The 12968-nt window shown below is 63.6% G+C and carries 10 protein-coding genes and 1 pseudogene; 5 read left to right on the forward strand and 6 right to left on the reverse strand.

The genetic code is table 11. The features are described 5' to 3' along the window. Window positions 1–11 precede the first annotated feature (11 nt). From ACA027_RS10725 to ACA027_RS10735, 3 genes are read right to left on the reverse strand one after another with little or no spacing between them, the layout of a single operon-like run. On the reverse strand, window positions 12–866 hold the full coding sequence (locus tag ACA027_RS10725) for a hypothetical protein (RefSeq protein ID WP_370682360.1): 855 nt from the start codon (window positions 864–866) through the stop codon (window positions 12–14). A gap of 13 nt (window positions 867–879) precedes the next feature. Further along, window positions 880–2481, reverse strand: coding sequence for a hypothetical protein (locus ACA027_RS10730; protein ID WP_370682361.1), 1602 nt, complete (start codon window positions 2479–2481; stop codon window positions 880–882). A 39-nt stretch (window positions 2482–2520) separates the two neighbouring features. Next, complete coding sequence (locus tag ACA027_RS10735; RefSeq protein WP_370682362.1) at window positions 2521–4296, reverse strand: OmpA family protein; 1776 nt, start codon at window positions 4294–4296, stop codon at window positions 2521–2523. Between the two features lie 315 nt (window positions 4297–4611). Here ACA027_RS10735 and ACA027_RS10740 point away from each other — a divergent pair, with 315 nt between their 5' ends. Beyond that, window positions 4612–4767, forward strand: coding sequence for a hypothetical protein (locus ACA027_RS10740; protein WP_370682363.1), 156 nt, complete (start codon window positions 4612–4614; stop codon window positions 4765–4767). Between the two features lie 77 nt (window positions 4768–4844). Here ACA027_RS10740 and ACA027_RS10745 read toward each other — a convergent pair whose 3' ends face one another. After that, the gene (locus ACA027_RS10745) at window positions 4845–5270 is read right to left on the reverse strand and encodes a hypothetical protein (protein ID WP_370682364.1); all 426 of its coding nucleotides are present in this window, start codon (window positions 5268–5270) and stop codon (window positions 4845–4847) included. A gap of 135 nt (window positions 5271–5405) precedes the next feature. Between ACA027_RS10745 and ACA027_RS10750 the strand changes: the two genes are divergently transcribed. Beyond that, window positions 5406–7778 carry a Tex family protein gene (locus tag ACA027_RS10750; RefSeq protein ID WP_370682365.1) on the forward strand — a complete coding sequence of 791 codons (2373 nt, stop codon included), beginning with the start codon at window positions 5406–5408 and terminating at the stop codon, window positions 7776–7778. 230 nt (window positions 7779–8008) lie between these two features. Here the strand turns inward: ACA027_RS10750 and ACA027_RS10755 are convergent, their stop codons facing one another. Both ACA027_RS10755 and ACA027_RS10760 read right to left on the reverse strand, forming a co-directional pair. After that, window positions 8009–8476 carry an N-acetyltransferase family protein gene (locus tag ACA027_RS10755; protein WP_370682366.1) on the reverse strand — a complete coding sequence of 156 codons (468 nt, stop codon included), beginning with the start codon at window positions 8474–8476 and terminating at the stop codon, window positions 8009–8011. Between the two features lie 137 nt (window positions 8477–8613). After that, on the reverse strand, window positions 8614–9750 hold the full coding sequence (locus ACA027_RS10760) for an iron-containing alcohol dehydrogenase (protein ID WP_370682367.1): 1137 nt from the start codon (window positions 9748–9750) through the stop codon (window positions 8614–8616). 65 nt (window positions 9751–9815) lie between these two features. Between ACA027_RS10760 and ACA027_RS10765 the strand changes: the two are divergent. From ACA027_RS10765 to ACA027_RS10775, 3 genes and pseudogenes are all read left to right on the forward strand, one after another. Beyond that, window positions 9816–10704: pseudogene (locus ACA027_RS10765) on the forward strand (2-keto-4-pentenoate hydratase). A 194-nt stretch (window positions 10705–10898) separates the two neighbouring features. Then, entirely contained in the window at window positions 10899–11822 is a 924-nt protein-coding gene (locus ACA027_RS10770; RefSeq protein ID WP_370682560.1) for an alpha/beta hydrolase, read from the forward strand. Between the two features lie 268 nt (window positions 11823–12090). After that, window positions 12091–12945 (forward strand): GNAT family N-acetyltransferase, encoded by an 855-nt coding sequence (locus ACA027_RS10775; RefSeq protein WP_370682368.1) that lies wholly within the window; start codon window positions 12091–12093, stop codon window positions 12943–12945. The last annotated feature ends 23 nt before the right edge of the window (window positions 12946–12968 follow it).

Genomic DNA, 12968 nt, shown 5'->3' on the forward strand with positions numbered 1-12968 from the left:
CATGAGCTCGCTTACTGCACGGGGACCAGCAGGGCGGGTGCGCCAAACTGTTCCAGCTTGCCCTGGCTGCGCTCAAAGTACTGCGTCCAGAACTGGCGCAGGGTATTGATGGTTTGTGGATCGCGGTATACGCCGCTGTCCTTGGCGCCTGCGGCCGAGCTGGTCTGTACCAGACCTGCACCCAGCACGAACACGCGTGCGCCGGCCAGATCGGCCAACATCTGCGCGGCTTCCGCCTTTTTCAGCTCGGCAGCGACATCCAGCCGGCGCACATTCTTGGAGGCATAGAAGCTGCTGACGCCCGAGTGCTCCAGCATGTCCGACACCAGAAACACGATCTTGTGGCTGGCCTTGGAGCTGCGCACCCGCGTCGATATTTCCTTGATGCTGCCCATCACATCCGACTTGGCAAAGTCGGTGCTGACGCCCGCCAGTGCCTTTTGCAGCGCGCCAGCTGCTGCGCGGCGGCCAAAGTCGGCCTGGCCCTTCATGCAGGCATCAAAGTTTTGCAGCACCCGTGCACCAATGCTGTCGCGTTGCGATGCAGGCAGCGGCTGCTCCAGCGTGCCGGCGCTGAGCACCTGCAGATACTGGCCCTGGCCGAACGAGGAGAAGGTGGCCACCGTGTAGGCATTGCCGGGGGTGACCAGCCGACCCACGTTGTCGCGCACCGAGGCCTGCAGCGTGGCGTCCAGCGGCGTGGTTTGGTCCACCAGCACAAATAGCTCGGTGCTGGTGGCCGGTGCGGCCACATTCATCTTGCTGGCGGCGTAGCAGCTGGGTACATCGTTGTCGGTGCCGGCCAGGGCCGTACCGCACAGTGCCAGGGCGGCGATCGACAACAGCTGTTGGCAAAACAGTTTCATGGCGTGGCTTGCCTCAGAACAGTTCGTCGATATTGGCCGTTGCATCCCGCTGGGCCTTGCGTTCCTTGAGCCAGGCTTGCAGCTGCGGATTGGCTTTAAGGGCGACGGGTAGGGACAAAAAGTAGGCCTTTTCGGCATCGGCATTGTCCAGGCGCATCAGCTCGGCCTGTACGGCGGTTACCTCGGCGGCGGGTGGCTGCAAGGGCGTTGCTGCTGCAGGTATGGGGGCTGCAGTAGCGATGGACTCCACAACAGGCGCGGGGACGGATGCGGGGGCTGGCTGTGCCGCAGGTACTGCTACGGCTGTCGTGTTGGTAGCCTGTGCCAGGGTGGCATTGGCCCATGTGGCGTCACGTTGTGCAGCAGCATTTTTCGCATCGCGCTTTTGAATCCAGACCTCGTCTGCGCCACTGGCCACACTCGCGCTGCTGGCGTCGGACTTGATCAGGTAGTCATCAAAGGTCTTATGCAGGCTCAGGCGGGTGTGGGCCTTTTCTTCCAGCTTTTGCTGCAGCTCTTTCAGGCGACCGTTGGCCAGGTCGCGCAGCGGCTGCACAAAGCGGAAGTACTCGGTATAGGTGGCAAAACCGCGTGTGACCTTGAAGGCCGCATCGGACTCGCGGCCCACAAAGCTGTACTTGTAGCCGGCACCCATGCCCACGATCTGGGTGATCACAAAGATAAAGCCCAGCATGACGAAGGCGGCAATGCCTTCAATGTCCTTGGCTGCGGTGGCATCGTCTTGTGCGGCCTTCTCTGCCTGGCCCTGGGAATCAGTGACTTCCGTGGGCAAGCTGGCGGCAAAAGGATTGCTCGACGTGCTTTGGCTTTGCATGGCCGTCTCGCGGATCGTCTCGCCTTCCATGTTCTTGACACGCATCACCGTGGAGGTGATGGCAATGAAGGCAATGGTGACGATGGCGGTGATCACCCAAGCGTAATTGCCGGTGTCGTGCGAGTTCTCGGCCACGCGGTTGAGCGTTTGTTTGAAGGCGGGTTGCTGTTGGTCGACGGCTTGGTCGTCCTCCAGCGACACCAGGTCGGCCGAATATTCCTTGGCGCCCAGGTCCTTGAAGCGTTTGAAGCACGAACGCAGCAGCGAAGTGCGGCGGTACTGGCGGCCGGCCGAGTGCGTGATCCACACCAGCAGCACGCACAGCACGAACACAATGGCCACCATCAGTACGGCATGCATGTTGGCGCTGCCTTCGCGGGCCATCCAGGTACCCAGTAGGTAGGAAAAGCCCATGCCCTCGGCGATCACCAACACCACCAGCAGTGCCCACACCGCCAGTGGTGTAGGGGTGCGGCCCAGATCTGCGGCCTTGCGTAGGTACTCGATGGACTGGGAAAACTCCTGAGGGCCCACCAAGCGGGCAAAGGGCTTGTAGATGCCGCACAGCGTTTCTTCGGCGCGCAGCCAGCCATCGCTGGCATGTGTGCGGTCCTTTGACAGGCGGGCAATCGAGCCGATCGCTGGGAAGGTGGCCCAGAAATCACGCACCCACAGACGAAAGCGTGAACTGGCGATGAATGACATGAACAGCAAAACCGATGCTGCTAGCAGCGTAATGGCGGTGATGTGTTCTGCAAGGGTGGTGGCAATAGCGTCCAAGATGCAGGTTCCCTCAGAGGTTCGAGACGGTGGTCGGTTTTATTTGGCAAGTCGCGGGGCGAACTTCACCTGGTACATCTGCCCAGAGTAGGCGTATACCAGGTTGGATTGGGGGGCTTCTCGCGGGCTGGTGTTGGGGATCACGACGTCCAGGCACTGAACGGGTCCACCCACGAAAACGCGGTACAGCAAGGCTTTGTCGCCTTGGTAGGTATTGACCTCGGGTGTCTTGCGAAAGCTTGCCTTGGCCGAGGTATCGCCCTGGTAGTTGTCGTAAACCAAAAACTCAGGCGGGTTGGCAGGGGCTCCGCCATCGCGCAGCACGGCCACGCGGTTGAGTGCGATCAGATGCCCGCCTGCCATGCCGACCCAACTGGTGTTGTACAGACCAGGCATGTACTCGGCGGTATTGCGCACCGGTACAGCGCTGTTGGCCAATGACTTCACGCCGTGGGCAACGCGGGGGCGGTCGCTTTGACAACTGCCAAGGCCGTTGGGCAGATTGGCGTGAGCTGACGACACCAGTGAGAACGTGGACTTGGCTTTGAGCTCGCCAATGTCGACCGACTGAGCCAGACCAATGATGGGGGTGCCACCAAAGTCGAATTCACGCACACCGGGCGCTGCCTTGGACGCAGGCAGGCCGCGGGCAGCGGTCGTCGATGTTGCGGCAGGTGTGCTAGCCGTGGCATCGGAGTTGGAGCTGGATGCGGCGGGGGCGGTGTCGGCCGCACTGGGTGCTTTGTGTGCAGCGCTGGTGTTGTTGGTTGCCGTTGCCGTTGCTGTGCCACGGCCCTTGTCACCACGGGCATTGGTAGTGGGCGTTTTTGCGGTGCTTGCGGGCTTGCTCTTGGCTCCTGTCTGCGCACTGCTGCTGACCTTGGTGGAGGGCACGGTCTCGGTCACTGCGGCCGGGGCGGCAGAGGCCTCGCGGTAGAAGCTGAGGTTGGGGCGACGGCTGGCCAGGTACTGGGTAAATGCCGCATCGCTACTCAGGTCCACAATCTCCACGCGCCGGTTCTTGGCACGGCCTTCGGCCGTGTTGTTGTCGGCAATGGGCAGAGTCTCACCGGCACCCTGGTAGAAAATCTGGGTCTTGGTAAAGCCGTTGGCGGCAAAGATCTTGGCGATCTCGCTGGCCCGTGCTTCGGCCAGATCGGCATTCAGGCGCGAGTTGCCGGTGTCATCGGTGTGGCCGATCAGCAGAATGCGCATGCCGCTCAGGCGGGCTAGGACAGCGGCCTTGTCCTGCGGCTTGCCGTCATCGGCCACCCGTCTATAGGCTTGGGCCACCTCAGCAAAGGCCTTGCGGGCTTGGGCGGTCGGGGCGGATGAGCCACTGGGAAATTGCTCGCCTGTGTCGATGATGGAGACACTCATGCCCACCGACTTGGCGGTTGCGCTGGAACTGGACGCATCAGCAACCTGGATGTCGCTCACTAGCAGTTCCAGTTGGTTTTTTTGCGCAATCTGGTGCAGCTCGCAGCGGCGACGATCAATGTCATTGCCGATAAGACCCCCGAGGGTGGCACCCAGCCCGGCGCCAATGGCAATGCCAGCCTTCTTGTCTGACACTTGGCTGCCGATCACTGCACCAAGCACGCCACCAGCCAAGATACCTACATTGCGGGCAGATGATGCACAAGGGTCGCTGCTGTTGAAGGTATTGCGGACCAACTGGCCGCCTTGTTCCAGTGTCTGGCAGCCTGAGGTGCCCAGAATCAGGCAGGTCAATGCAGCGGTCTTCTTCAGATTCCAGCCCGCCGCAGCAGGTGAACAGGCTCTCTCCATGAGCCGGTGCAGATGGCGCGTCATCTTTTCCTCTCGTTATATTGGTTTTGGTGCTTGGTTGCGCGCGATAGGCTGTGTGCCCAAGATGGAATAGGCACAGGCGTGCAGTTGGCCCGCCCCTGGATATCGCGCAATTCGTGCTTCAGGCAAGGCCATGGCAACGTGCATCAAGAATTTGGCGCATTGTAACTATGTGTCACTAAAATTCTGCGTCATTGCTGCCATCTGCGCGTGGTGCAACGGTAGCGTTGCCACGAGAAGGCGCGTTCTGGGAGCGTTAAACATAAAGAAGATAGGGCGCTTTGAGCAGCCTGGGTATCGCGCCGCAGGAAATCGCATATGAAACACACGCTGGCCATTGATGCCACTTTTCATGTGGCTTTCAGTCTGGTGCTGAGCAATGACATCAATCACAGTCACAGCTTCTTGATCGAGGTCTTGCGTAGTTCCCACAAGCTCGGTGGGCGACAACAGGCACTCATGACAGGACAATGACGCAGTCCTTCGCCGCAAAAGCGCGGACTGTGACAAGGACTAGGTACACGCTCTGACGAATGTTTTGTGAAGCCGCTTTACAAGTCCGCAAACAGACTGCCCTCATCCAGCAGGGCATGGGCGATCTCGGGGTGCTGTTCCATGCAGCGGCGTACGGCGGCCGGCAAGGCCTTGCGGGTTTTGCGGCACAGGCCGGGCAGGGGGAGCAAATGAATATCCAGGCCACGCAGGCCTTGCGTGCCCTGCTTGCCGGGGGCCATCACCAGTTGCAGGCCCAGTTGCTCTTGCATGCGCTGCTGCAGCTGGCGCAGCTCGGGTAAGGATTGGGCCTGCTCCAGGCGCTGCACCAGCTTGGCTTCTTCCTCGCGGGTGAGCAGCAAAATGCGGTGGTCGCCCGGCGACTGCACCAGGGTTGCATGGCCGCAGTCGCAGGCCCCGGGCGGGCAGGGCACCCGTTGGGGAAACAGTTGCAGCGACTCAAATGGCGGCCGGAAGGCGGGCATGGGAGCATTGTAGAGAGCCGTGCGCCGGATTTGCATTCCTTCACACCCTGGGGCCGGCGCAAGCGCGGAGGGCTGTGGCGCTTGTGGCACACTCGTTTGCTTTCTCGACCCAAGCGCCATGGGGCGCCCGATTGCATGCAAAAAATCATTGGCCAGATTGCCCAGGAACTGAACGTCAAGCCGCAGCAAGTGAGTGCGGCCGTGGAATTGCTCGACGGCGGTGCCACGGTGCCCTTTGTGGCCCGCTACCGCAAGGAAGCCACCGGCGGCCTGGATGACACCCAGCTGCGGACGTTGGACGAGCGCCTGAGCTATCTGCGCGAGCTGGAAGACCGGCGCGTGACGGTGTTGAAAGCCATTGACGAGCAAGGCAAGCTGACCGATGCCCTGCGCCTGGCGATTGCCAATGCACCGACCAAGCAGGAACTGGAAGACATCTACCTGCCCTTCAAGCAAAAGCGCCGCACCAAGGGCCAGATTGCCAAGGAATTCGGCATAGAGCCGCTGGCCGACAAGTTGTTTGCCGACCCCACGCTGGACCCGCACAAAGAGGCCGAGGCCTTTTGCCAGCCCGCTACCACCTTGGACGACGGCAAGCCCGGCCCCGATTTCTCCACCACCTTTGCCGTGCTGGACGGCGTGCGCGACATCCTCTCCGAGCGCTGGGCCGAAGACCCGGTCCTGGTGCAAAAGCTGCGCGAATGGCTGTGGGACGAGGGCTTGCTCAAGTCCAAAAAGGTGGAGAGCAAGAACGAGAACGACCCCGAGGTCGCCAAGTTCCGCGACTATTTTGAATACGACGAGCCCATTGGCCGCGTGCCCTCGCACCGGGCGCTTGCCGTGTTCCGTGGCCGGGCGCTGGAAATTCTGGAAGCCAAGCTGGTGCAACCCATCGAGCCCGAACCCGGTCAGCCCAGTCTGGCCGAGGGCAAGATTGCCCTGCACCTGGGCTGGAGCCATGCCAAGCGTGCCTGCGACGATTTGCTGCGCAAATGCGTAGCCTGGACCTGGCGCGTCAAGCTGAGCCTGTCCACCGAGCGTGATCTGTTCTCGCGTCTGCGTGAAGACGCCGACAAGGTGGCCATCAAGGTGTTTGGCGACAATCTGCGCGATCTGCTGCTGGCTGCGCCTGCGGGTCAGCGCACGGTGATTGGCCTGGACCCCGGCATTCGCACCGGCGTGAAAGTGGCCGTGGTGGACCACACCGGCAAGCTGCTGGACACCACCACCATCTACCCCCATGAGCCACGCCGCGATTGGGACGGCTCCTTGGCCACGCTGGCCAAGTTGGTGGAAAAGCATGGTGTGAATTTGATTGCCATTGGCAATGGCACGGCCAGCCGCGAGACCGACAAGCTGGCGGGCGACCTGATCAAGATTGCCGCCAAGGCCGAGAAGAAGATCGACAAGGTGGTGGTCAGCGAGGCCGGCGCCTCGGTGTATTCGGCCAGCGAATTCGCGGCCCAGGAAATGCCCGACATCGACGTCAGCCTGCGCGGTGCGGCCTCGATTGCCCGCCGTCTGCAAGACCCGCTGGCCGAGCTGGTGAAGATCGACCCCAAGAGCATTGGCGTGGGCCAGTACCAGCACGATGTGAACCAAAGCGAGCTGGCCCGCCAGCTGGACGCCGTGGTCGAGGACTGCGTGAACTCCGTGGGTGTGGACCTGAACACCGCCTCGGCCCCGCTGCTGTCGCGCGTCTCGGGCCTTTCCAGCTCGGTGGCCAAGTCGGTGGTGCGCTGGCGCGATGCCAATGGCAGCTTCCAAAGCCGCAAGCAGCTGATGGAGGTGGCCGGCCTGGGCGCCAAAACTTTTGAGCAGGCCGCAGGCTTTCTGCGTATACGCGGTGGTGAGAACCCCCTGGATATGACGGGTGTGCACCCCGAAACCTATCCGGTGGTGGAGCAAATCATCGTCAAAACCGGCAAGCCCATCGAGCAAATCATGGGCCGGGGCGAGGTGCTCAAATCACTCAAGCCCGAGCAATTTGCCGACGAGAAATTCGGCGCCATGACCATCAAGGACATTCTGGGCGAGCTGGAAAAGCCCGGCCGTGACCCGCGCCCGGACTTTGTGGTGGCCCGCTTCAACGACGGTGTGGAAGACATCAAGGACCTGAAGGAAGGCATGACGCTGGAGGGCACGGTGAGCAACGTGGCCCAGTTCGGTGCCTTTGTGGACCTGGGTGTGCACCAGGACGGTCTGGTGCACGTCAGCCAGATGAGCCACAAATTCATCGAAGACGCGCGCGAAGTGGTGAAGACCGGGCAAATCGTCAAGGTCAAGGTGCTGGAGGTCGATGTGGACCGCAAGCGCATCAGCCTGACCATGAAGCTCGATGCCGCCCCCGCCCGCCGCGATGGCCCGCGCGACAACCGCTTTGAAAGCGCAGGCCGTGGTGGTAGCCAGGGGCGTGGTGGTTATGCGCAGCCTCAGCGCGGCAATCAGCCCGAGCAGCCCAACGCCATGGCGTCTGCCTTTGCCAAGCTCCAAAGCCTGAAGAAGTAAAAAGGGCTTGCCCCTTTTGGTGGGCGCCCCGTTCGTGGGCGCTCATACAGCGCTTGATGCTTTGTTGCTCGCCCTTGCCGTGCGCAAGCACTGTCTGCGGGCGAGGCGCCGCGCCTCAAGCGCTGTCTGACCGTTGTGAAGTGGGGGTTAGCGCTTGGCTGGTCTTTTCAGGCCCGCTCCAGCGGGCATTGCTTCATGCAACTTCGCTCTGATCCATGCTTTGCCCGTGCTCAAAGCTCGTGGCTGTACACCACAAAACCCCGGTGCTCGGCCACCTGGTCATACAGCGCGCGGCCGGGGGTGTTGCTGGCCTGGGTCTGCCAGTAAACGCGGCAGGCGCCATCCTGGGCGGCTTGCGCATAGACGGCCTGGATCAGCCTCTTGCCCACGCCCTGCTTGCGCTGGGTGGGGGCGGTGAACAGGTCTTGCAAATAACAAACCTTGTCCAGCCGCGTGGTGCTGCGGTGGTAGAGGTAATGCACCAGACCCACCAATTGCCCATCGCATTCGGCCACCAGGGCGTGCACCGGCTCGGCCGGGTCAAAAAAACACGCCCAGGTGGTCTGGGTGATGGCGTCGGGTAGGGCGGTTGCGCCCTCGCGGCCATAAAAGGCGTTATAGCCCTTCCAGAGTGCAAGCCAGGCGGCCTGGTCATTCAATGCAATGGGGCGGATCTGTACGGTGGGTGCGTTCGTCATCGAGGCAGGGCCGGAGTGAGGTCTTGGGCCGGAGGGTGGTTCAAAAACAAGAGCTGTAGCAGCAAGCCTGCTGCGCCATGGCGTGGCAATTCATCATAAGTCGCCATCGCCTGACGCTGTGGGCACGGTGTGCGGTTTTACATGGAGGCTTCCAGCATGGCCTCGTAATCCTCGGCCGATGCCTGGCGCGGGTTGGTGCCATGGCAATGGTCTTTGAGTGCGCCGGCAATCACTTGCTCGTACCAGTCGGCCTCCACGCCCAGGGCGGCCAGGCCACTGGGCAGGCCCAGGCGGGCGTTCATCTCGCGGATGGCGGCGGGAATGTCGCTGGCTGAGGCCAGGCCCATGGCATGGGCCATTTTTTCCAGCCGTTGCTCGCGTTGCACGTTGTCGGCGCCGGCATTGAACTGCACCACGGCGGGCAAAAACATGGCGTTGAGCGTGCCGTGGTGCAGGCGTGGGTTGATGCCGCCCAGGCTGTGGCTGAGGCTGTGCACGCAGCCCAGGCCTTTTTGAAAAGCCATGGCGCCCTGCATGCTGGCGCTCATCAGCTGGCGGCGCGCTTCGGCGTCCTGGCCGTTACGGGTCGCACGCTCGATGTGTGCCCAGCCGCGTGCCAGGCCGTCCAGGGCAATGCCATCGGCCGGCGGGTTGAAGGCGGCTGCCATAAAGGTCTCCATGCAGTGGGCGATGGCGTCCATACCGGTGGCCGCCGTCAGCAGCGGCGGCAGGCCGTAGGTAAGTTCAGGATCGCAGATCGCGGCCTTGGGCACCAGATACCAGCTGTGAAAACCCAGCTTGCGGTGGTCGTCGACGATGAGAATCGCGCCGCGTGCCACCTCGCTGCCCGTGCCGCTGGTGGTGGGCACGGCAATGATGGGGGCCACGCGCTCGCTGATGCGGGGCGAGCCGCCTTCTATGGTGGCGTAATGGGCCAGCGGCCCCGCATGGGTGGCGGCAATGGCCACGCCCTTGGCGCAATCGATGGCGCTGCCGCCACCCACAGCAATCAGGCCGTCGCAGCCCTGGGCCTGGTAGAGGGCCGCCGCTGCACGCACGGCGGCCTCGGTGGGGTTGGAGGGGGTCTGGTCAAACACTGCATGGGGCAGACCGGCCAGCGCATCCACGGCTTTTTGCACAATGCCCGCGGCCTTGACGCCGGGGTCGGTGACGATCAGGGGCTTGCCCATGCCCACGCGCTCGCATTCCTGGCGCAGCAGCTTCAGGGCGCCAAAGTCGAACTGGATCTGGGTGACGTAATTGATGAAAGCCATGAGAGAAAGCGCTCCAAAGCAAACCTAGGATGAACAGCATTCCAATTTAGGACGAGGAGACCACCATGCCAAGCACCGCAACCCAGGGGCATTGCCGCAAAACCCTGTTGGCCGTCGTCTGTGCGACAGCCGCCATGTGGGGCGGAGCCAGCCAGGCCGCCTGCCTGGACGATGCCGCCATTGCCCAATGGGTGCAGCGCTATGACGCACGCCAACCCGCCGGCCGATATGAGCGATGCCGACAGCGCTTGCACCCGCGCCAAGTTCACGCGGGCGCTGGAGGCAGCAGGCCGCAAAGTGGTGGGCTACAAGGCCGGGCTGACCAACCCCGCGGTGCAGCAGCGCTTTCGCACCGACAAGCCGGTGTGGGGCAAGTTGTATGGGGGCATGCTGCTCAGCGACGGCAGCGCCGTGCCCGCCGCCTTTGGTGCGCGGCCGCTGTTTGAGGCCGATATGCTGGTGCGGGTGAAAGATGCCGGCGTCAACCAGGCGCACACGCCCTGGGATGTGTTGCAGCATATCGACGCCATCGCCCCTTTTATGGAGCTGCCCGACCTGATGGTGCAGGCGCCGCCCCAGCTCAATGGCGCGGGTGTGGGTGCCATCAATGTGGGGGCACGCTTGGGCGTCGTAGGCAAGACCTTGTCCATGCCCGCCACCCGGGGTGAGCGGGCGCTGCTCCTGAACCAGTTGCAGACCATGGATGTGGTGGTCAGCGACAGCAGCGGCGCCGAGCTGGCGCGTGGCAAGGGTGCCGATATTCTGGGCCACCCGCTGCAGGCCGTGGTGTGGCTGGCCCAGGCCTTGGCGGCGGAGCAGTTGGCGCTACAGCCCGGCGACTGGGTCAGCCTGGGATCGTTTTCGCCGCTGATGCCGCCCCAACCCGGGCAACAGGTGAAAGTGCGCTACGACGGCGTGCCGGGACTGCAGCCGGTGGCCGTGCGCTTTGAGTAAGGGTCCGGCCCAGGGGGGGGGCTGCTGTCACCCGTCTGCGCATTGGGCCGTCCGTTTTGCTGCATGATGGAATGCTTTGTGTCTGATGACCCGTGTGGGGCGCAGCGGCAAGCGCCAGCTGCACCCTGCCGCACTGTTTTGCCGTGACCGACGCTGCCTCCGAATTCCTGCCCCAATACCCGCTGACCCCTGCCATGCGTGATGTGCTGCGCCGCATGGCCAGGGCCAATCGCCCGCATCTGCACAGCCTCACGCCCCAGCAGGCCCGCGCGGCCTATGAGGCAGGCTCCGGCGTGCTGGAGATCCCCAAGATCGCGCTGCCGCGCGTGGAAGACCTGCATATTCCCGCACGCGACGGTGCCATGCTGGCCGCGCGGCTGTATGCCCCGCATCTGCCCGGCGATGGTCAGCCCCTGCCGGTGCTGCTGTATCTGCACGGTGGCGGCTTCACGGTGGGCAGTGTCAACACCCATGACCCGCTGTGCCGCAGCCTGGCCCACCAGGCCGGCTGCGCCGTGCTGTCGCTGGACTATCGGCTGGCGCCGGAGCACCGCTTCCCCACCGCCAGCAACGACGCCTGGGATGCGCTGCAATGGCTGGCCCGCGAGGCCAGCGCCCTGGGCCTGGATGCCACGCGCATCGCCGTGGGCGGCGACAGCGCCGGCGGTACGCTGGCCGCCAGCTGTGCCATTCTGGCCCGCGATGCCGGCCTGCCATTGGCACTGCAGCTGCTGATTTACCCCGGCACCACGGCCCACCAGGACACGGATTCGCACGAGCGCTATGCCCAGGGCCTGGTGCTGGAAAAAGAAGGCATTGCCTGGTTCTTCAACCAGTATGTGCGTGGCCCCGCCGACCGCGAAGACTGGCGCTTTGCCCCGCTGCTGGCCCCCGATGTGGACGATGTGGCACCGGCCTTTATCTGCCTGGCCGAGCTGGACCCGCTGGTGGACGAGGGCGTGGCGTACGCCGACAAACTGCGCATGGCCGGTGTGGCCGTGGAGCTGGACATTTACCGGGGCGTGACCCATGAATTCATCAAAATGGGCCGCGCCATTCCCGAGGCCAAGCGGGCCCAGGCCGATGCGGCGCAGGCGCTGCGTGTGGCGTTTGTATGAACACCCCCTGTGGCGCTGCGCGCCTTCCCCCCGCTCTTCGCTCGCTGCGCTCGCGGGCAGGGGGACGACACCGGCGCGGCGGGGCGGCTCTTGCGCGGCAGCCCTGGCTTTGGGGTACTGGTCAGCGCCGTGCCTGTTTTGTGCTCCCGGTATGACTCCCTCGCCCCTCTGGGGAGAGGGAGAGGGTGGGGGTGAGGGGCCTCCCCCTGAACATAGGGCATGAGGAATAGCCCAAGTCTTTTCACCTGATTCAAACAAGAGAGTCGCGATGCAACCCGAAGATTTCCGCTGCAAGCAGCGATTGACTGTGCGCTGGGCCGAGGTGGACGCCCAGAAGATCGTCTTCAACGCCCACTACATGCTGTATGCCGATGTGGCCGTGACCGAGTACTGGCGGCAGATGGCCATGCCTTACGAGGCCAGCTGGGCCAAGCTGGGCGGCGAGCTGTATGTGAAAAAAGCCGATGTCACCTACCACGCCGCCGCCGTCATGGGCGATGTGCTGGACGTGGGCATGCGCTGCTCCAAGCAGGGCAATAGCTCGCTGCAGTTCGAGTGCGGCATCTTCCGTGGCCGCCAGCTGCTCAACACCGTGCAACTGGTCTATGTGTTTGCCGATGCCGACCGCAAGCCCCAGCCCGTGCCGCAGCCGCTGCGCGATGCACTGACCGCTTTTGAAGCGGGCGAAGACATGGTGACGCTGCAGTCCGGCAGCTGGAACGACCTGGGCCGTGCGGCCGAGCGGCTGCGCATGCAGGTGTTTGTGCATGAGCAGGGCGTGCCCGCCGAGATCGAGGTGGATGAGTTCGACCCCATCTGCCGCCATGTCGTGGCCTTCAACCGCCTGGGCCAGGCCGTGGCCACCGGCCGCTTGCTGACCGATGCCCCCGGTGTGGCCCGCGTGGGCCGCATGGCCGTGGACCGCGCCGTGCGCGGCAGCCGCGTGGGGCGTTGGGTGCTGGACAGCCTGGTGGAAACCGCCCGCGAACGCGGCGACAGCGCCGTGGTGCTGCATGCCCAATGCCAAGCCCAAAGCTTTTACGCCCGCGCCGGCTTTGTGGCCGAGGGCGGCATTTACCAGGATGCCGGCATAGACCACGTCACCATGCGCAAGGTGTTCTGAGCGTAGGTGAACGCAGCAGTGCT

Origin of the sequence: Comamonas sp. GB3 AK4-5 (assembly GCF_041320665.1) — a bacterium.
Classification (GTDB): Bacteria; Pseudomonadota; Gammaproteobacteria; order Burkholderiales; family Burkholderiaceae_C; genus Comamonas.

What these genes read in the sequence shown, in the direction of transcription:
- ACA027_RS10735 (WP_370682362.1), bottom strand. Translation starts at nt 4,296, where the DNA reads ATGACGCGCCATCTGCACCGGCTCATGGAGAGAGCCTGTTCACCTGCT.
- ACA027_RS10725 (WP_370682360.1), bottom strand. Translation starts at nt 866, where the DNA reads ATGAAACTGTTTTGCCAACAGCTGTTGTCGATCGCCGCCCTGGCACTG.
- ACA027_RS10770 (WP_370682560.1), top strand. Translation starts at nt 10,899, where the DNA reads ATGCGTGATGTGCTGCGCCGCATGGCCAGGGCCAATCGCCCGCATCTG.
- ACA027_RS10755 (WP_370682366.1), bottom strand. Translation starts at nt 8,476, where the DNA reads ATGACGAACGCACCCACCGTACAGATCCGCCCCATTGCATTGAATGAC.
- ACA027_RS10775 (WP_370682368.1), top strand. Translation starts at nt 12,091, where the DNA reads ATGCAACCCGAAGATTTCCGCTGCAAGCAGCGATTGACTGTGCGCTGG.
- ACA027_RS10745 (WP_370682364.1), bottom strand. Translation starts at nt 5,270, where the DNA reads ATGCCCGCCTTCCGGCCGCCATTTGAGTCGCTGCAACTGTTTCCCCAA.
- ACA027_RS10760 (WP_370682367.1), bottom strand. Translation starts at nt 9,750, where the DNA reads ATGGCTTTCATCAATTACGTCACCCAGATCCAGTTCGACTTTGGCGCC.
- ACA027_RS10740 (WP_370682363.1), top strand. Translation starts at nt 4,612, where the DNA reads ATGAAACACACGCTGGCCATTGATGCCACTTTTCATGTGGCTTTCAGT.
- ACA027_RS10750 (WP_370682365.1), top strand. Translation starts at nt 5,406, where the DNA reads ATGCAAAAAATCATTGGCCAGATTGCCCAGGAACTGAACGTCAAGCCG.